The organism is uncultured Paracoccus sp., assembly GCF_947496875.1.
Taxonomy (GTDB): Bacteria; Pseudomonadota; Alphaproteobacteria; order Rhodobacterales; family Rhodobacteraceae; genus Paracoccus.
In genome coordinates, this window is sequence record NZ_CANMEH010000001.1 from 184,153 (window position 1) to 201,653 (window position 17,501).

Annotated in this window: 16 protein-coding genes and 1 pseudogene; 10 read left to right on the top strand and 7 right to left on the bottom strand. The window is 69.6% G+C overall.

Annotated features, from left to right (window positions below):
- Window positions 1–87: 87 nt before the first annotated feature.
- The 5 genes from Q0938_RS00870 to gatC form a co-directional block, all read right to left on the bottom strand.
- Window positions 88–1,239 carry a Hint domain-containing protein gene (locus Q0938_RS00870; protein ID WP_299358166.1) on the bottom strand — a complete coding sequence of 384 codons (1,152 nt, stop codon included), beginning with the start codon at window positions 1,237–1,239 and terminating at the stop codon, window positions 88–90.
- Window positions 1,240–1,309: 70 nt separating this feature from the next.
- Window positions 1,310–1,900, bottom strand: a complete 591-nt coding sequence (locus Q0938_RS00875) for an N-acetylmuramoyl-L-alanine amidase (protein ID WP_299358698.1) — start codon at window positions 1,898–1,900, stop codon at window positions 1,310–1,312.
- Window positions 1,901–1,974: 74 nt separating this feature from the next.
- Complete coding sequence (locus tag Q0938_RS00880) at window positions 1,975–2,601, bottom strand: hypothetical protein (protein WP_299358168.1); 627 nt, start codon at window positions 2,599–2,601, stop codon at window positions 1,975–1,977.
- 31 nt (window positions 2,602–2,632) lie between these two features.
- Complete coding sequence (gene gatA, locus Q0938_RS00885; protein ID WP_299358170.1) at window positions 2,633–4,111, bottom strand: Asp-tRNA(Asn)/Glu-tRNA(Gln) amidotransferase subunit GatA; 1,479 nt, start codon at window positions 4,109–4,111, stop codon at window positions 2,633–2,635.
- Window positions 4,108–4,395: an Asp-tRNA(Asn)/Glu-tRNA(Gln) amidotransferase subunit GatC gene (gene gatC, locus Q0938_RS00890; RefSeq protein WP_299358172.1), complete on the bottom strand. Its 288-nt coding sequence runs from the start codon at window positions 4,393–4,395 to the stop codon at window positions 4,108–4,110. Before gatC ends, gatA begins: the two co-directional genes overlap by 4 nt.
- Before the next feature lie 98 nt (window positions 4,396–4,493).
- On the opposite strand from gatC, the gene Q0938_RS00895 reads away from it, so the two are divergent.
- Both Q0938_RS00895 and Q0938_RS00900 read left to right on the top strand, forming a co-directional pair.
- Entirely contained in the window at window positions 4,494–5,369 is an 876-nt protein-coding gene (locus tag Q0938_RS00895) for an alpha/beta hydrolase (protein ID WP_299358174.1), read from the top strand.
- Window positions 5,370–5,449: 80 nt separating this feature from the next.
- Complete coding sequence (locus Q0938_RS00900) at window positions 5,450–6,157, top strand: metal-dependent hydrolase (RefSeq protein ID WP_299358176.1); 708 nt, start codon at window positions 5,450–5,452, stop codon at window positions 6,155–6,157.
- Window positions 6,158–6,205: 48 nt separating this feature from the next.
- Here the strand turns inward: Q0938_RS00900 and rlmJ are convergent, their stop codons facing one another.
- Complete coding sequence (gene rlmJ / locus Q0938_RS00905; protein WP_299358178.1) at window positions 6,206–6,988, bottom strand: 23S rRNA (adenine(2030)-N(6))-methyltransferase RlmJ; 783 nt, start codon at window positions 6,986–6,988, stop codon at window positions 6,206–6,208.
- Between the two features lie 396 nt (window positions 6,989–7,384).
- Window positions 7,385–7,609: a DUF1127 domain-containing protein gene (locus tag Q0938_RS00910; RefSeq protein ID WP_299358180.1), complete on the bottom strand. Its 225-nt coding sequence runs from the start codon at window positions 7,607–7,609 to the stop codon at window positions 7,385–7,387.
- Window positions 7,610–7,929: 320 nt separating this feature from the next.
- Between Q0938_RS00910 and Q0938_RS00915 the strand changes: the two genes are divergently transcribed.
- The 8 genes and pseudogenes from Q0938_RS00915 (at window position 7,930) to mraY (ending at window position 17,469) form a co-directional block, all read left to right on the top strand.
- On the top strand, window positions 7,930–9,030 hold the full coding sequence (locus tag Q0938_RS00915) for an Mrp/NBP35 family ATP-binding protein (RefSeq protein WP_299358182.1): 1,101 nt from the start codon (window positions 7,930–7,932) through the stop codon (window positions 9,028–9,030).
- 641 nt (window positions 9,031–9,671) lie between these two features.
- Window positions 9,672–10,202, top strand: a complete 531-nt coding sequence (gene mraZ / locus Q0938_RS00920; RefSeq protein ID WP_299358184.1) for a division/cell wall cluster transcriptional repressor MraZ — start codon at window positions 9,672–9,674, stop codon at window positions 10,200–10,202.
- Window positions 10,202–11,170: a 16S rRNA (cytosine(1402)-N(4))-methyltransferase RsmH gene (rsmH, locus tag Q0938_RS00925; protein ID WP_299358186.1), complete on the top strand. Its 969-nt coding sequence runs from the start codon at window positions 10,202–10,204 to the stop codon at window positions 11,168–11,170. Before mraZ ends, rsmH begins: the two co-directional genes overlap by 1 nt.
- Window positions 11,170–11,424, top strand: a pseudogene (locus Q0938_RS00930) (cell division protein FtsL); the annotation flags it as partial. The gene rsmH and the pseudogene Q0938_RS00930, both read left to right, overlap by 1 nt.
- 242 nt (window positions 11,425–11,666) lie before the next feature.
- The gene (locus Q0938_RS00935; protein WP_299358188.1) at window positions 11,667–13,472 is read left to right on the top strand and encodes a penicillin-binding protein 2; all 1,806 of its coding nucleotides are present in this window, start codon (window positions 11,667–11,669) and stop codon (window positions 13,470–13,472) included.
- A 30-nt stretch (window positions 13,473–13,502) separates the two neighbouring features.
- On the top strand, window positions 13,503–14,999 hold the full coding sequence (locus tag Q0938_RS00940; RefSeq protein ID WP_299358700.1) for a UDP-N-acetylmuramoyl-L-alanyl-D-glutamate--2,6-diaminopimelate ligase: 1,497 nt from the start codon (window positions 13,503–13,505) through the stop codon (window positions 14,997–14,999).
- Window positions 14,996–16,381: a UDP-N-acetylmuramoyl-tripeptide--D-alanyl-D-alanine ligase gene (gene murF / locus Q0938_RS00945; protein ID WP_299358190.1), complete on the top strand. Its 1,386-nt coding sequence runs from the start codon at window positions 14,996–14,998 to the stop codon at window positions 16,379–16,381. The genes Q0938_RS00940 and murF overlap by 4 nt, the downstream gene beginning before the upstream one ends.
- 5 nt (window positions 16,382–16,386) lie before the next feature.
- Window positions 16,387–17,469, top strand: a complete 1,083-nt coding sequence (gene mraY / locus Q0938_RS00950; protein WP_299358192.1) for a phospho-N-acetylmuramoyl-pentapeptide-transferase — start codon at window positions 16,387–16,389, stop codon at window positions 17,467–17,469.
- Window positions 17,470–17,501: the final 32 nt, after the last annotated feature.

The following is a 17,501-nucleotide window of genomic DNA, read 5'->3' on the forward strand; positions in this document are numbered from 1 at the left end:
CGGTTTCGACGTGCACCAACGTGGCCACCCGCAAGTCCGGATCTTCGTGTCCAGACCGGTCGGAAGCATCACCAGCAGACAGTCCGGTCAGCCATCGAGCAGGGCGCTGCCCTTTCTGGCGTGGTGGCGGGCGATCTTGCGCCCCTCGCGGCCGGTCAGCAGCCGGCGGGCCGGGGCGGGCGGATCGCCGGCTCCGCCGTCGCGCAGGTCGGGGAACAGCATCAGGATCTCGCGGCGTGCGGCGGCGGTCAGCGACTTTATCGCCTGCGGACCGGTATAGAGCGATTCGGTCCAGACGCCGTTCGACCGGACCAGCTCATGCGCGTCGAACAGCATGTGCCAGTAGGTCACGCCGGACGCCTTTCCCAAAACCTCGACCCCTGGAATGTCCGTCAGGTGCTTTGCGGCGACAAGAACCTGGCCGGTGCCGCAGATCCGTTCGGTGAGGTCGGACTGCACCAGGACCCGGTGCTGGGGCGACACGACCAGATCGGCCACCGGCAGTCCGCCACCCAGGGCCCCGGCCCGGATCCGGAGCGGGCGAAAGGCCGGGTTCACATCCAGATCGGCGGCGGTCAGTTGCCGGCTGCCGATCCAGCGGATCGGCAGCAGCCCCCGATCGCGGGTAGTGACCTGATCCCCCGCGACCAGTGTCTCGATCCGACGCGGGCCACCCGCGCAGTCGATCAGGGTGCCCGCCGCAAAGCAGATGGGCGCCCACCCGTAGGGCGTCGCGGAATTGGCGGAACTGGCCTGCACCGCCTTTGTAAACTCGTAGGTTGCATCGGGATCGAATCGGGGCATGACCGTTTCGCCCGTCGTCGCGTTGGTCGTGGGCATGGGAAAGACGAACATCGTCGATCCGTCGCCCAGCATCCGATAGCTGCTGTCCTGCGTGACCGGGAACATCATCAGGAAGAACTCGCCGGTCCCTTCGCCATTCTCGTCCAGGCGTTCCATCTGGCTGCCGGTCCAGTACCGGATGTCGGTTCCGGCCGGGATCAGTTCGTTGCCCAGGAGCGTGTCTTCCGCCAGCGACTGGGTTTCGTCCTTGTGAGGCTTCTGCATGGTGCCGAACTCGTCGTCCTCGTCGGCCATCGCGGTCTGGGTGACCCGTGCATCCGCGGCGGAAAAGGACGACCGGTACCAGGGCGACCAGCGATCCGTGAAGTTCGCGGATCCGGTCGGGATCGGCGCGTCGAAGGTGAGCGTCGTGATGTACTGGATGCCGATTTCCATGTTCGCCCCTGCTGGCCGGCCGCGGTGCAGCCGCTGCAACCAGTTCTAGGACAGGGCGATTAAGGATCGCTTAAGCCCGACAGGTCGTGGCGGCGTCGATCTGGCGCAGGACCGCGGCGGCGACGATCCGGTCGCGGTCCGACACCGGCCCCGCGGCGCCGGGGCGGAAGCGGGCGCGGAAGGCCGCGAGCCGCAGATCGACGGGGGCGGGCGGATAGCCGATCCGGGTCAGGATGGCGTCCAGCTCGGCCGGGCTGTCGGACGGCGCGTCCCCCGGCCAGATCGCCAGCCCTGCCCGCCCCAGCCGCCGCCAGTCCAGACGCGGACCGGGGTCCAACTTGCGGCCGGGGGCCATGTCGGAATGCCCGATCACCCCGGCGGGTCCGATGCCCCAGCGGGCCATGATGTCGCGCAGCAGCCGCTCCAACCCGGCCATCTGCGCCGCGGGAAACGGGCGATCGCCCGGGTTCACGATCTCGATCCCGATGGACCGGGAATTGACGTCCTCGCGGCCCTGCCATGATCCGGCGCCTGCATGCCAGGCGCGCCGGTCCTCGGCGACCAGCGGCTCGGCAGTGCCATCCTCATGCAGCAGCCAATGGGCCGACACCTCGGACGCCGGGTCGCACAGACGGTCGCGGGCCGCCGCGGCGTCGACCATGCCGGTGTAGTGCAGGACGATCAGGTCGGGGCGCAGGCTGGCGCGCCGGTCGCCGTGGTTCGGCGACGCGGAGGTCACGAGGGGCGATACGGCTCGGGCAGCCAGCCGCAGACATAGCCGTCGCCGTCGGGATCCAGCCCCAGCGGATCCCGGGTCGGCCCGCCGCGCAGGATGAATTCGGTCTGTGCCGCAGCCGGGTCGGCATAGCTGCGGCAGGCAGCGGGATTCGCCGGACCGGACCGCGGCCAGACGCGGGTGCCCGGCGCATGACGGTTGGCCGCGGCATAGCGCACCAGAAGCGTGGCGGCCGTGACAGGCGCCGCTGCAGATGCTGCGGGCGCGCTGGGCGAGACCTGGGGGAAATGCGTCGCCGGGGTCGGGTCCACCGCCGGCGCGCCGAGCGGACGCTGCACGACCTGCCGCTGCCCGGCGGCGCCGGTGGTCCGGGCAAGCCGCGTCGTCTCACGCTTGACGATCTGCACCGGCGATGGTCCGGCGATCTGGGCCGCCGTCGGCGCCTGGACCGGCCGCGCGACGGGGATCACCCTCGTCATCTCCCGCTCGCCGGTCAGGGCCGCCTCCCGCGTTCGCAGGTAATTCCCGTAATCGGTCGCGTGGGCGCGGTAATTGGGGTTCCAGCCGAGGTTTTCCCCCGAACATGCGGCCAGCGCCAGAAGCGGGATCAGGATCAGGGCACGCATCTCGGGTCTCCTCCGACCAATGGGCTTCAGCTTACCACCAGCGTTCGGGCTTGGCGACAAAGCCGGCAGCGCGCTCCAGGACCGCGCCGTGGTTCAGCAGGTTGCCTTCGTCCCAGGGCCGCCCGATCAGCTGCAGCCCCAGCGGCAGCCCCTGCGCATCCAGCCCGACCGGAACCGCCAGCCCCGGCAGCCCGGCCAGATTCACGGTCACCGTGAAGACGTCGTTGAGATACATCTCGACCGGGTCCGCATCCTTCATCGACCCCAGCGCGAACGCGGCCGACGGCGTGGCGGGGGTCAGGATCGTGTCGATCCCCTCGGCAAAGACACGGTCGAAATCCCGCTTGATCAGGGCCCGCACCTTGCGGGCGCGGTTGTAATAGGCGTCGTAGAACCCCGCCGACAGCACATAGGTGCCGATCATGACGCGGCGCTGCACCTCGGCGCCGAACCCCTCGGCCCGGGTCTTTTCATACATCTCGGTGATGCCGTCGCCGGCCGACAGCCGGGCGCGATGGCCGTAACGCACACCGTCATAGCGCGCGAGGTTCGACGACGCCTCGGCGGGTGCGATCACGTAATAGGCGGGCAGGGCGTATTTCGTGTGCGGCAGGCTGATGTCGACGATCTCGGCACCGGCGTCGCGCAGCATCTCGGCGCCCTTGCGCCACAGATCGTCGATCTCGGCCGGCATTCCGTCCATGCGGTATTCGCGAGGAATGCCGATCCGCTTGCCGCGGATGTCGCCGGTCAGCGCAGCCTCGTAATCCGGGACCGGACGGTCGGCGCTGGTCGAATCCTGCGGATCGACGGAGGCCATCGCGCCCAGCATGATGGCCGCATCGCGCACCGTCTTGGTCATCGGCCCCGCCTGGTCGAGCGACGAGGCAAAGGCGATCGTGCCCCAGCGCGAGACCCGGCCGTAGGTCGGCTTCATCCCCACCGTGCCGGTGAAGGCGGCGGGCTGTCGGATCGACCCGCCGGTGTCGGTTCCGGTCGCCGCCAGGCACAGATCGGCCGCCACCGCTGCCGCTGATCCGCCAGACGATCCGCCCGGGGTCAGCCGGCGGTCATCCACCTTCCAGGGGTTCACCGCATCGCCGTAGACGCTGGTCTCGTTGGACGAGCCCATCGCGAATTCGTCCATGTTCAGCTTGCCCAGCATCACCGCGCCCGCGTTGGACAGGTTCTGCGTGACAGTCGATTCGTAATCCGGCAGGAACCCCTGCAGGATTCGGCTGGCCGCCTGGCCGGGGACGCCGCGGGTGCAGAACAGGTCCTTGATGCCGATGGGGATCCCGCACATTGCGGGGGCGTCGCCCGCTGCAAGCCGCCGATCGGCGGCCTGCGCCCGGTCGCGCGCAATGTCGGGCGTGGGGTGGACAAAGGCGTTCAGCGCGCCGGCGGCGTCGATCGCCGACAGGCACGCTTCGGTCAGTTCCGCGGCGCTCAGGTCGCGGGCGCGCAGGCGGTCGCGCGCCTCGGCGATGGTCAGCTGGTTCGGGGTCATTCCACCACCTTGGGAACCGCGAAGAACCCTTCGCGCGCGTCGGGGGCGGTGCGCAGGATGCGGTCGGCCATGTTGCCGTCGGTCACCACGTCCGCGCGTCGCTTCAGCCGCATCGCCTCGACCCCGGTCATCGGCTCGACGCCGTCGACATCGACCTCGTTCAGCTGTTCCATGAAATGCAGGATGCCGTTCAGTTCGGCGGCCAGCGCCGGCAGCGCATCGTCGGCCACCGCGATCCGGGCCAGATGCGCGACCTTGCGGGCCTCGGCTTCCGTGATGGACATGGCGGGGGTTCCTTTCGCTTGGGCGGGGGTTTACCGCCCGTGGACGCACCCTGCAAGCGGCGCTAGGCTGACCCGGCCCAGGCAGGGAGGGACCGGCGATGTTCCAGGGGTTCGAGCGCGGCAGGATCGCCGTCGACGGGGTCGAGATCGCCTATGTCGCGGCGGGCGACGGGCCGCCCGTGCTGCTGCTGCACGGGTTTCCACAGACCAAGGCCCTGTGGGCGCAGGTGGCGCCGCGTCTGGCCGGGGGCCGCCGCGTGATCTGCGCCGATCTGCGCGGCTACGGCGACAGCGGCAAGCCGCAGGATGATGCCGATCACGAAGCCTATTCGTTCCGCCGGATGGGCGCGGACATGCACGGGCTGATGGCCGCGTTGGGGCATGATCGCTATGATCTGGTGGGGCATGACCGGGGCGGGCGCACCGCGCATCGGCTGGCGCTGGACCAGCCGCAGGCGGTCCGGTCGCTGACGGTGATGGACATCGTCCCGACCCTGACCGTGTTCGACACCGCCGACGCGCGGCTCGCCTCCGTCTACTGGCACTGGTTCTTCCTGTCGCAGCCCGCGCCCTTTCCCGAACGGCTGATCGGGGGTGATCCGGATTTCTTCTTCGAGACCTGTCTGGCCGGATGGGGGTCGATGGCGCTGCGCGACTTCGATCCGGCGCAGCTGGACGACTATCGGCGCTGCTGGCGGGAAGCAGGCACGATCCACGGCGCCTGCGCCGACTACCGGGCTGCCGCGACCATCGACCTGGACCACGACCGCGCCGACCTGGATCGCCGGGTCGACTGCCCGACGCTGGTGCTTTACGGCGCCGAGGGCGCGATGGCACGGCTGTACGACGTGCCGGCGACCTGGGCACCGCGCTGCCGCGACATGCGGGCGGACGCGGTGCCGGGCGGGCATTTCTTTGTCGATCTGCATCCTGATCGTGTCGCCGCGGCCCTGGACGCCTTTCTGCCGGCCTGATCCCCCGGCGACCTGACGGTCTGGCCGTTCCGCGCGTCCCGGTGCAGGCTGCCCCCGCAACGACATGTGCGGAGGACGCGATGAAGCTGACCTTTCTGGGCCATTCCGGTTTCCGGCTGGAAACCGCCGGGACGGTGATCCTGATCGACCCGTGGCTGACCGGGAACCCGATGTTCCCCGAGGCGCGGCGCGAGGAGGCGACCCGCGGCGCCACCCATCTTCTGGTGACCCACGGGCATGGCGACCACGCCAGCGACGCCCCCGGGATCGCGCGCGAACAGGGGCTGCCGGTCTACGGCATCTATGACCTGATGAGCTACTGGACGGCCCAGCACGGAGTGGACGGGCGCGGGTTCAACAAGGGCGGCACGGTGGAGATCGGTGACGCGCGGGTCACGATGGTGAACGCCTGCCATTCGTCATCGCTGGGCGGCACCGACGAGGCCCCGGTCTATGCGGGCGCCGAAGCCGGCTACATGATCGAGGCCGAGGGGCACACGATCTATCTGTCGGGCGACACCGACATCATGGCGGACATGGACTGGATGGGCGACCTGCACAAACCCGACATCGGCATCCTGTGCGCGGGCGGGCATTTCACCATGGACATGGCGCGCGCGGCTTATGCGGCGAAACGCTATTTCGATTTCACGACGGTCATCCCGTGCCACTATCGCACGTTCCCGCTGCTGGCGCAGGACGCAGGCGAACTGGCGGCGGCGCTGCCGGGCGTCCGGGTGATCGAACCCGAGGTGCTGGTTCCGATCGAGATCGAGGCAAGGTCGTGACCGGGGCCTGTCGGTAACTCACCTGGTGCCAGGGCGCGGGTTCGCGGCCTATCGGCCGAGCCGGTCGTAGATCGCGGCCAGCCGCGCGGCCTCCTCTGCCAGGCCGAAAGGCGGATTGATGACGAACATGCCCGATCCGGTCATGCCGTGTCCGGGGCGGGCCGGGGGAAAGCGCAGTTCCGACCGCAGCGCGCCGGGATGGGCGTGGTCCAGCGCCTGCGCCAGACCGCTTTGCCGGTCCTCGGCGAGGATCGGGTACCAGACGGCGATCACCCCCACGTTCCATTTCCGCGCCAGCCGGCTGACCAGTCCGGGGATGCGATCGTAATCGGCCTTGATCTCGTAGCTGGGGTCGATCAGCAGCAGGCCGCGCCGGGGGGTTGGCGGCAGCAGCGCATTGGCCAGCGCGAAACCGTCCTGCCGATGCAGATGCGCGAACCCGGCGACCCGGGCCAGGGCGGCATGTTCGCCGGGGTGCAGCTCGGCCAGATGCGCCACGTCGCCCGGGCGCAGGAAATGGGCCGCGATCAGCGGCGATCCCGGATAGGCGTCCGGCCCGTGGCGTTCACGCGTGGCGACCAAAGCCGCCAGCAGCGGATGATCCGCCGGCAGCCAGCCCGCCTTTAGCGCCCGGCCGATCCCGGCCGCGGCCTCGCCGGTGCGCAGGGCGGCGGGGTCGGTCAGGTGATAGAGCCCCCGGCCGGCATGGGTCTCGACATAGGTGAAGGGCTTGTCCTTGGCCGCCAGACGCGCCAGCGCAACGGCGAGCAGCGCGTGCTTGTGCAGGTCCGCCAGGTTCCCGGCGTGATAGGCGTGCTGATAGGACAACATCCGCCGCGCATAGCCCGGTCCGACCGCAAGGAAAAGCGTGGGGGGATGCGGCGGCGCCCTGGGAGGGAGGAGGGGGCGCCGCCGCGCTACGTCGGCCCGGGGAGGAGGACGGGCCGCGTAAGGGGTGCGGTGACGGCCTGGGAGGAGGAGGGGCCGTCACCGCGAACGATCGGCCCAGGGAGGAGGAGGGGCCGTCGTATTCTGTCCCGCCGCGAGGCGGGGAGGGCGGCGGCGACCCCTGGGAGGAGGAGGGGGGTCGCCGCCTGATGCGCGTCGATCCGGGGAGGAGGATCGGATCGTCGCGTAACTTTCGGCGGCATCCTCGGGGAGGGAGGAGGATGAGGATGCCGCCGGACCCGGACCCCGTCGGGAGGACAGGAGAGGCCGGGAATTCTGTCAGACCGTGGCGCAGGCCTCCCGTGCCACGTTGCGGATCGTGCCGCGGGTCAGGCCGATATCGGCAAGCTCCGCATCGCTCAGCGCCGCCAGTTCGGCGACCGTGCGGTGATACATCGCCCGGCGCGCAAGATCCTGGCGGACCCGGCTGGCCAGCCCGTGAAACTGTGCCACCAGCCCGTCATGGCGGGTCCCGGCATTGCTGAACAGGTCAAAGCTGGCCATGGTCGTCTCTGTTGATCTGCGCCGCTCGTCCTGGATGTCCGAGGCTGCGCGGTTTCGTTGGATGGAAGATGGGACGGTTTCTGCGCGTGCACAATGGACGAATTCGCTGTGCAGACATGCGTTTTTCGCATGGCTGGAGGGGCTGAATCTTGATGTTCTGCCCGCCGCGCAGGCAGTTTGTGGAAAATATGTCGCATCTCGATCAAAATAGACGCAGCAGCTATGCAAGTGACGCAACGTCGCCGGGAACCGCACTGGTGCTTTACGGGCACCGGGCGCCTTGCGATGCTGCACTGCAGTAACACACAAGGGGTAAGCCGATGAGCATCCGCGACAGCATCATGGACCTTCTGGCCGGGGTGGCGGTGCCTGGTGGTGGCAATCTGGTGTCCGCCGATCTCATCCGGGCGCTGCAGATATCCGACGACGGCGTGGTCCGCTTCGTTATCGAGGCATCTGATCCGCAGCTGGCAAAGGCACTGGAGCCCGCGCGGGCCGAGGCCGAGGCCCGGCTGCGCGACCTGCCGGGGATCACCAACGTGCAGATCGTGACCACCGCCCCCGCGGGCAAGGCGCCGACGGTGGCCGCGCGCAGCGGCGGGGGTGCCGCCGGGGCGCCGCCGAACCTGACCATCGGCCGGCACCCGACCCCCCAGGCCGGCCCGCAGCCGGTGCCCGGCGTCGCCCGGATCGTCGCGATCGGGTCGGGAAAGGGCGGGGTGGGCAAGTCCACGCTGACCACCAATCTCGCGGTGGCGCTGGCCCGTGCCGGACGGCGGGTCGGGGTGCTCGACGCGGACATCTATGGGCCCAGCCAGCCGCGCATGCTGGGGATCAGCGACCGGCCGACCAGCGAGGGCGACCGGATCCAACCGGTGCGGGCGCATGGGGTGGTGATGATGTCGCTGGGCCTGATGATGAAGGAAGGCGAGGCGGTGGTCTGGCGGGGTCCCATGCTGATGGGGGCGCTGCAGCAGATGCTGAATCAGGTCGACTGGGGTGAGCTGGACGTCCTGCTGGTCGATCTGCCGCCGGGGACCGGCGACGTGCAGCTGAGCCTCTGCCAGAAGGCGCAGGTCAGCGGCGCCATCATCGTGTCCACCCCGCAGGATGTCGCGCTGATCGATGCGCGCCGCGCGATCGACATGTTCGACAAGCTGAAGGCGCCGGTGCTGGGGCTGGTGGAGAACATGTCGACCTATGTCTGTCCGAACTGCGGCCACGAGGCGCATCTGTTCGGGCATGGCGGGGTCGCCGCAGAGGCCCGGGCGCGGGGTCTGCCGTTCCTGGGCGAGATCCCGCTGGACCTGTCGGTGCGGCTGTCGGGCGATGCCGGGCAGCCGGTTGCCGCATCAGACGGTCCCGTGGCGGACGCCTATGCCCGTCTGGCGGAACGGCTGATCGGCGACGGCATGGCCTGAGCGGCTGCGAGCGGGCGGCGCCTGCGCGCCGCCGCTCGCGCAGTTTACGGGGCAGGTTTGGGAAACTGCGGGAATACCCGGCGTCGGGCAGAATCACCGCGCCGTGAGTCGGCGTGAGGGGCCGCGAGTCGTCGCCTTGCGGGCGAGAGCAGGGCTCAGATCTATCTCATAACGCGAAAATTTTACGGTTTCGGGTCGCACTGGGACCTAAATGCCACAGCCCGAAACTCTACCACATCTTGTGTTTGCGTGTTGCAGACGTCCCACAGCTGCGAAATTTTCTGCGGGTGCGCGATGATGTTCCGCAGACGTTCCCAGCAGCGCGACGCCCGACGTGCCGACCAGGTGCGCCACAAACCCGTTGCTTCCCATGCTTTCCCATGCCATCCCTTTTCTCACGGAGGGCGGATCAACGGGGCACCAAGAACCCCACGCCAAGGCAGGCGTCATACAGGCACCCGTACTTCCGCAACATGACTCGGTCGCGTGCGAGCAGCACCTCCCCCTGGTGGCGCGATGAACCGGGCAGATCCCCGCAGCGACGGGGCCCAGAGATGGGACGAGGGCGGCGGATCGGGCAGTGGCAGCAGCCCGATCCGCCTTTCCCATTTCGGGAAGGCGGCAGTGAAAGGACGCGGGGCTTGGCGCGCAGGTTCAGAGGCTCGGAAGAGGTCAAGGTCGACGCCAAGGGGCGCGTCTCGATCCCGGCCAAGTTCCGGCGCGTCTTCGAATCCTGCGATCCCGACTGGGAAACCGGCAGACGCCCGCAACTGGTGATCGTCTATGGCCGCGAGGATTGGCGGCACCTGGAACTCTACACGCTCGAGGCGATCGAGGAGATCGACGCCCAGATCGACCTGATGCAGCGCGGCTCGGCCGAACGGCGGCTGCTGGAATCGATCATGCACGGCGCCGCCGAAGAGGCCGAGATCGACACCGACGGCCGGCTCGTCCTGCCGCAGAAACTGCGCGAGAAGATCGGCCTGGACGACAAGGTCTTCTTCATCGCCGCGGGCGACTATCTGAAGGTCTGGCGCCCGGAAACCTATGCCGAGGCCGAGGGCGAGGAGGTCGAGGCGCTGGTCGCCACCTTCGAGCCCGGCTTCGATCCCCGTGCGCTGCTGCCGCAACTGCCGCCAGCCGGGGCCCGGGCGCGGGCAGCCGAGGAGTGATGTCGGAGGGGGCCCCGCATCAGCCGGTCCTGCTGGGCCGGCTGCTGGCCGCCGTGGCGCCCGTCCGTGGCCTGTGGATCGATGGCACCTTCGGCGCGGGCGGATACGCGCGCGGCCTGCTGGAGGCGGGCGCCAATCGGGTGATCGGCATCGACCGCGATCCCAGCGTCTTCGATCTGGCCCGCGGCTGGTCCGGCGGGTTCGGCGACAGGCTGACCCTGGTCGAGGGGCGGTTTTCGGAACTGGACCGACTGGCCGGGCAACCGGTCGACGGCGTGGTGCTGGATCTGGGCGTCAGTTCGATGCAACTGGACCAGCCGGATCGCGGCTTTTCGTTCCTGCGTGACGGGCCGCTGGACATGCGGATGGGCGGCGACGGACCCAGTGCCGCCGACCTGCTGAACGCCGCGGACGAGGCACGGATCGCCGACGTGCTCTATCACTATGGCGAGGAACGCGCCGCCCGGCGCATCGCCCGCGCCATCGTCGCCGCCCGGCCGCTGGACCGCACCGCCCAACTGGCCGAGATCGTGCAGTCCTGCCTGCCCCGGGCCAAGCCGGGACAAAGCCATCCGGCGACCCGGACGTTCCAGGCGATCCGCATCTGGGTGAACGACGAATTCGGCGAACTGGTCGCAGGGCTGACCGCCGCCGAGCGGGCGCTGCGGCCGGGCGGGCGGCTGGCGGTGGTCAGCTTCCACTCGCTGGAGGACCGGATCGTCAAGCGCTTCATGCAGGCGCGGGCCAATGCGGCAGGGGGCGGCAGCCGTCACGCGCCGGTCGTGGCCCAGGACGCGCCCGCCTTTACCCTGCCGTTCCGTCGCGCCATCAGCGCCGATGCGGACGAGCTTGCCGCCAACCCCCGCGCTCGGTCGGCGTTCCTGCGCGTCGCCATCCGCACCGACGCGCCGGCGGGACAGGTGGATCGCCGGGCGCTGGCCATGCCCGAACTGCCGGGGGCAGGCTGATGCGGGCGCTGCTTTACGCCGCGACGGTGCTGATGGTGATGGGCCTGGCATTCTGGGCCTATCGCGAGAACTATCGCACCCAGGCCGCCATCGACGACATGAACCGGGTCCAGAACGAGATTGCGGGCCTGCGCGAACAGCTGGGCGTGCTGCGCGCCGAATGGGCCTTCCTGAACCGTCCCGAGCGGCTGCGCGAACTGGTCGACCTGAATTTCGACCGGCTCAGGCTGGTGCCGGTCCAGGCGGATCAGTTCGTCGACACGACGCATGTCGATTATCCTGCGCCGCGGGAACCGGATCCCCTGTCTGACGCTGACCCGATGGCCGACGTCGACGGACCGGCGGACGGGGCGGACATGGCCGCGGCGCCCGCCAGTGCTGGCGCTGCCATTCCCGACCGCGTCGCGCCGTCGCCGCAGGCGGCGGACGCTGCCGACCCGCAGGGGGCAAGCTCGCCCACCACCGCCCGCCGCCCCGTTCCCAAGGAGAGACAGCCGTGATCCGCACCCCCCTGCGTCCCTTGGCCCGCATCCTTCGCGCCCGCGAGACCGGCGAGGACCCCGACGCGATCGAGGCCGAGAACCGCGCCAGGCGCCATGCCGAAATCCAGGACAAGGCGCGTCGCCGGGCCCGCGGGCGACTGCTGGTGATGGCCGGCGCCTTCCTCGTGGCGTTCGGCACGGTCGGTGTGCGGATGGGGGCGCTGGCGTCCAGCGATCCCAGCGAGCCGCGCGCCCAGGCGACCGGGGCGCAGATCATCTCGCAGCGGGCCGACATCGTGGACCGGCGCGGGCGGGTGCTGGCGACCAACCTGTCGACGCACGCGCTTTATGCCCATCCGCAGCAGATGGTCGATCCGGAACGCGCCGCGCGCGAGCTGGCGAAGATCTTTCCCGATCTGGACCGCGAGCGGCTGACCCGCAACTTCACCGGCAAGCGCAGCTTCGTCTGGGTCAAGAAGAAGCTGTCGCCCGAGCAGATGCAGGCCGTCCACGACATCGGAGAGCCGGGCCTGCTGTTCGGCCCCCGCGAGATGCGGCTGTACCCGAACGGTCACCTCGCCAGTCACATCCTCGGCGGCTCGACCTTCGGGGCCGAGGGCGTCAGCAGCGCCGAGGTGCTGGGCATGGCAGGCGTCGAAAAGGCGTTCGACCGCTGGTTGCGCGACCCCGCCAACGCCGGCGCCCCGCTGACGCTGTCGATCGACCTGACCGCCCAGTCGGCGATGGAGGAGGTGCTGTCGAACGGGATGCGGGTGATGAACGCCAAGGGCGCCGCCGCGGTCCTGATGGAGGTCCGGACCGGCGAGATCCTGGCGATGGCAAGCCTGCCCGATTTCGATCCCAACGACCGGCCCCGGGCGCTGACCAAGGGCGATGCGTCCGACAGCCCGCTGTTCAACCGGGTCGTCCAGGGGCAGTACGAGCTGGGGTCGACCTTCAAGATCTTTCCGGTCGTCCAGGCGATGAACGAACGGCTGGTCAATCCCAACACGCTGATCAACGCCAGCTCGCCCATGAAGATCGGCAAGTACCTGATCCACGACTTCCACAATTACGGCCGCAGCCTGTCGGTTGCCGACATCATCGCGAAGTCGTCGAATGTCGGCACGGTCCGGATCGCCCAGATGCTGGGCGCCGAACGGCAGCGCGACTTTCTGCAGAAGCTGGGCTTCTTCGAGCCGACCCCGATCGAGATGGCCGAGGCGCCCACCGGCAAGCCGCTGGTACCGACGCGCTGGCCGGCAGTGACTGCCGCGACGGTGGCGTTCGGGCACGGCCTGGCCGCCAGCCCGCTGCATCTGGCCGCGGCCTACGCCACCATCGCCAATGACGGACGCAAGGTTCGCCCGACGCTGGTGCATCGCCGCGAGCATCCGCAGGGCGAGGTGGTGCTGTCCGAGGCGGCGGCCGCGGCCGGACGCAAGCTGCTGCGCCAGGTCGTCACCCGTGGTACCGCCAAGGCGGCCGAGGTCGAGGGCTATGACGTTGCCGGCAAGACCGGCACCGCCGACAAGCCGCGACGCGGCGGCGGCTATCACGACAACAAGGTCGTCTCGACCTTTGCCAGCATGTATCCGTCCGACCGCCCCGAATACGTGCTGGTGGTGACGCTGGACGAGCCGTCGGTGCGGACCGCCAGCGGGGTCGCCGCGCGCACCGCCGGGGCGACGGCGGCGCCCGTCGCGGCCGAACTGGTCCGCCGCCTGTCCCCGATCATGGGTCTGCGCCGGCAGGGGGACGAGGCGCTGCCGGTGATTGGAAACCGCCCCGCGGTTGATCTAAAGCTCGTCGCGAACTGACAGCGGAACGGATGGGCAGGACGGGTGACGGTGACGCAACAGGCTAGGCCATTGTCCGCGCTGGGGCTGCGGGCCCGGGGCGGGCACGACCCGCAGATTACCGGACTGTCGATCGATTCGCGCCAGGTGCGCGACGGGCATCTGTTTGCCGCATTGCCGGGATCGATGCCCTTATCGACGACCCATGGTGCAGAATTCGTGTCCTATGCGCTGCGCCAGGGCGCGGCCGCGATCCTGACCGACCGGCAGGGTGCCGAGATTGCCGCCGCCGATCTGGCCGGAGCGCAGGCCGCACTGGTGGTGGCCGAGGATGCGCGCGCGGCGCTGGCCGGGGTCGCGGCCCTGTGGTTCGGCGCCCAGCCGGACACCGTCGTGGCCGTGACCGGCACCTCGGGCAAGACCTCGGTGGTCAGCTTCACCCGGCAGATCTGGCAGGCGCTGGGCCACGGGGCGATCAGCCTGGGCACGATGGGCGTGCAGGGGGCCGTGCAGGCGCGTCTGGCCCACACCACGCCCGATCCCCTGACCCTGCACCGCATCCTGGCCGAGGCAGCGGGTGCCGGCGTGACCCATGCGGCGATGGAGGCGTCGTCGCACGGGCTGGACCAGCGGCGGCTGGACGGGGTGCGGGTCCGGGCCGGGGCGTTCACCAATTTCAGCCAGGACCATCTGGATTATCACCACGATTTCGACAGCTATTTTGCCGCCAAGGCGCTGCTGTTCACCCATATCCTGCAACCTGACGACGCTGCGGTGGTCAACGTCGACGGCGAGCGGGGCCGTCAGATCGCCGATCTCGCCCGCGCCCGGGACCTGATCCTGACCACGATCGGGAGCGGGGCCGACTGCGACCTGCGCATCCTGGGCCAGCGTTACGACTCGACCGGGCAGGACCTTCGCTTTTCGCTGCAGGGTGAAACCCATCTGATCCGGCTGAACCTGATCGGGGGGTTCCAGGCCGAAAACGTGCTGGCCGCTGCAGGGCTGTGCATCGCGACCGGCGATCCGGCCGACCGCGTTCTGGCGGCGCTGCCGGGGCTGACGACCGTCCGCGGGCGGATGGAACTGGCCGCGGTGCGCGACAACGGTGCGACGGTCTTCGTCGACTACGCGCACAAGCCGGGCGCGGTGATCGCGGCGCTGCAGTCGCTGCGCCCGCACGTGCTGGGCCGGATCATCGTCGTCCTGGGGGCGGGCGGCGATCGCGACCGCGGCAAGCGCCCGCTGATGGGCCAGGCGGCGCGCGAGCATGCGGATGTGGTGTACATCACCGACGACAATCCCCGCACCGAGGACCCTGCGGCGATCCGGGCCGAGGTAATGGCGGGCGCCGGGCCCGAGGCGACCGAGGTGCCCGACCGCGCCGAGGCGATCCTGCGCGGAGTCGATGCGCTGGAACCCGGCGACGCGCTGCTGATCGCCGGAAAGGGACACGAGACCGGGCAGATCGTCGGCACCGACGTGTTTCCGTTCGACGACGCGGAACAGGCCTCCGTCGCGGTGGCCGCGCTGGATGGCCGGATATGAGCCTGTGGACATCGGATGACGCCGCCGCGGCGACCGGCGGGCGGACCACCGCCAGCTGGACCGCATCGGGGCTGTCGATCGACACCCGCACGATCCGCCCCGGCGACCTGTTCGTGGCGCTGAAGGACGTGCGCGACGGGCATGATTTCGTGGCCCAGGCGCTGGACCGTGGCGCGGCCGCGGCGCTGGTCAGCCACGTTCCCGCCGGTGTGCCGGCCGACGCGCCGCTGCTGGTCGTGCCCGATGTGGTTGCGGCGCTCGAATCCCTTGGGCGCGCCGCCCGGGCCCGGACGCGGGCGCGTGTGCTGGCGATCACCGGCAGTGTCGGCAAGACCTCGACCAAGGACATGGCGGCGGCGGCGCTGGCCGGGCAGGGCCGGGTTCATGCCGCCGAGGCCAGCCTGAACAATCATTGGGGCGTGCCCCTGACGCTGGCCCGGATGCCGGCCGATACCGACTGGGCGATCCTGGAGCTGGGCATGAACCACCCGGGCGAGATCGCGCCCCTGTCCCGTATGGCCCGGCCGCATGTGGCGATGATCACCACGGTCGGTGCCGCGCATATGGAAGCGTTCGGCAGCCTGGACGGGATCGCCCGCGAAAAGGCCGCCATCTTCGACGGGCTGGAGCCCGCCGGCCACGCGATCCTGCCCGAGGACCTGCCGGTCACCCCGATCCTGCGCGACGCAGCCGACAGGGCCGGTGCGATCGTGGTGGGGTTCGGTGCCGCCGGCATGGCGCGGCCCTTGTCGGCAAAGGTGGACGATCAGGGGCAGACGCATGTGCGCGCGCGGATCCTGGGGCAGGATGTCGGCTTCATGCTGGCCAGTGCTGGCGCGCATTTCGTGATGAACGCGGTGGGGGTCCTGGCCGCGCTGGCGGCGATGGGTGCCGATCTGGACCGGGCCGCCGCGGATCTGGCTGGCTGGCGTCCCTACAAGGGGCGCGGCGGGGTCGAACGGATCGGCGGGATCACCCTGCTGGACGACAGCTACAACGCCAATCCCACCAGCCTGGCGGCCGGGCTGGCGACGTTGAACCGGCTGCCCGGCAGCCGCCGGGTCGCGATCCTGGGGGACATGCTGGAACTTGGCGTCGACGAGGCGCGGCTGCACGCCGCTGTGGCCGACGACCCGGCCATGCGGGAGATCGGCCTGGTCCATGCCTGCGGGCCCAGGATGCGTCACCTGTACGAAGCCCTGCCGCCAGCACGACGCGGAATCTGGACCGAAACCGCGGACGAGCTGTGCGCCCGCGCCGCCGAGCTGGTCGCCGATGGCGACGTGGTCTTCGTGAAGGGCTCCAAGGGATCGCGGGTCGCTGCCGTGGTTGACGCGATCCGGAAAAGCCGGCAGACGCCGCCGCCAGACACAAAAGGCTGAACTGCATGCTCTACTGGCTCGCGACTCTGTCCCCGGACGGCGGCGGCATCTTCAACCTGTTCCGCTACATCACCTTTCGGGCCGGAGCCGGGTTCTTCACCGCGCTGCTGTTCGGCTTCATCTTCGGGCGGCCGCTGATCAACTGGCTGCGGGTCAAGCAGAAACGCGGCCAGCCGCTGCGCGACATCGGACCGGACCACGTCCACAAGGGCGGCACCCCGACCATGGGCGGGCTGCTGATCCTGTCGTCGCTGGTCGTGTCCACCCTGCTGTGGGCGCGGCTGGACAATGCCTATGTGTGGATCGTCCTGCTGGTGACCGTGGCGTTCGCCCTGATCGGGTTCGCCGACGATTATGCCAAGGTCAAGAAATACAGCCATGCGGGGGTGTCGGGGCGGGTGCGGATGGGCATCGGCCTGGTCGTGGCGGCGCTGGCCGGACTTGCCGTCGCCGGCTTCAACCCGGGCGACCTGTCCGGGCAGCTGGCGTTGCCATTCTTCAAGAATGCGCTGCTCGACCTCGGGCTGTTCTTCATTCCCTTCGCCATGTTCGTGATCGTGGGCGCGGCGAACGCGGTCAACCTGACCGACGGGCTGGACGGGCTGGCGATCGGGCCGGTGATGATCGCCGCCGCGACCTTCGGGGTGATCAGCTATTTGGTCGGCAACAAGATCTTTGCCGATTACCTGGGCGTGCATTTCGTCCCCGGCACGGGCGAACTGGTGGTGTTCACCGCGGCGCTGATCGGCGGCGGGCTGGGGTTCCTGTGGTATAACGCCCCGCCCGCGGCGGTGTTCATGGGCGACACCGGGTCGCTGGCGCTGGGCGGCGCCCTGGGCGCCATCGCGGTCTGCATCAAGCACGAGATCGTGCTTGCCATCGTCGGCGGCCTGTTCGTGGTCGAGGCGCTGAGCGTCATGATCCAGGTCTTCTATTTCAAGCGGACCGGCAAGCGCGTGTTCCTGATGGCTCCGATCCACCATCACTTCGAGAAGAAGGGCTGGGCCGAGCCGCAGATCGTCATCCGCTTCTGGATCATCGCCGTCGTGCTGGCGCTGATCGGGCTGAGCACGCTGAAGCTTCGGTAAGACCCGGCCGGGTCTTGACTGGCAAGAAGAGA

Excerpts from the sequence above, each read along its gene's own strand:
- mraY (WP_299358192.1), top strand. The coding sequence starts at position 16,387 with ATGCTCTACTGGCTCGCGACTCTGTCCCCGGACGGCGGCGGCATCTTC.
- Q0938_RS00875 (WP_299358698.1), bottom strand. The coding sequence starts at position 1,900 with ATGGTCGACGCCGCGGCGGCCCGCGACCGTCTGTGCGACCCGGCGTCC.
- Q0938_RS00895 (WP_299358174.1), top strand. The coding sequence starts at position 4,494 with ATGTTCCAGGGGTTCGAGCGCGGCAGGATCGCCGTCGACGGGGTCGAG.
- gatC (WP_299358172.1), bottom strand. The coding sequence starts at position 4,395 with ATGTCCATCACGGAAGCCGAGGCCCGCAAGGTCGCGCATCTGGCCCGG.
- Q0938_RS00900 (WP_299358176.1), top strand. The coding sequence starts at position 5,450 with ATGAAGCTGACCTTTCTGGGCCATTCCGGTTTCCGGCTGGAAACCGCC.
- murF (WP_299358190.1), top strand. The coding sequence starts at position 14,996 with ATGAGCCTGTGGACATCGGATGACGCCGCCGCGGCGACCGGCGGGCGG.
- Q0938_RS00870 (WP_299358166.1), bottom strand. The coding sequence starts at position 1,239 with ATGGAAATCGGCATCCAGTACATCACGACGCTCACCTTCGACGCGCCG.
- rlmJ (WP_299358178.1), bottom strand. The coding sequence starts at position 6,988 with ATGTTGTCCTATCAGCACGCCTATCACGCCGGGAACCTGGCGGACCTG.
- rsmH (WP_299358186.1), top strand. The coding sequence starts at position 10,202 with ATGTCGGAGGGGGCCCCGCATCAGCCGGTCCTGCTGGGCCGGCTGCTG.
- Q0938_RS00880 (WP_299358168.1), bottom strand. The coding sequence starts at position 2,601 with ATGCGTGCCCTGATCCTGATCCCGCTTCTGGCGCTGGCCGCATGTTCG.
- gatA (WP_299358170.1), bottom strand. The coding sequence starts at position 4,111 with ATGACCCCGAACCAGCTGACCATCGCCGAGGCGCGCGACCGCCTGCGC.
- Q0938_RS00915 (WP_299358182.1), top strand. The coding sequence starts at position 7,930 with ATGAGCATCCGCGACAGCATCATGGACCTTCTGGCCGGGGTGGCGGTG.
- Q0938_RS00910 (WP_299358180.1), bottom strand. The coding sequence starts at position 7,609 with ATGGCCAGCTTTGACCTGTTCAGCAATGCCGGGACCCGCCATGACGGG.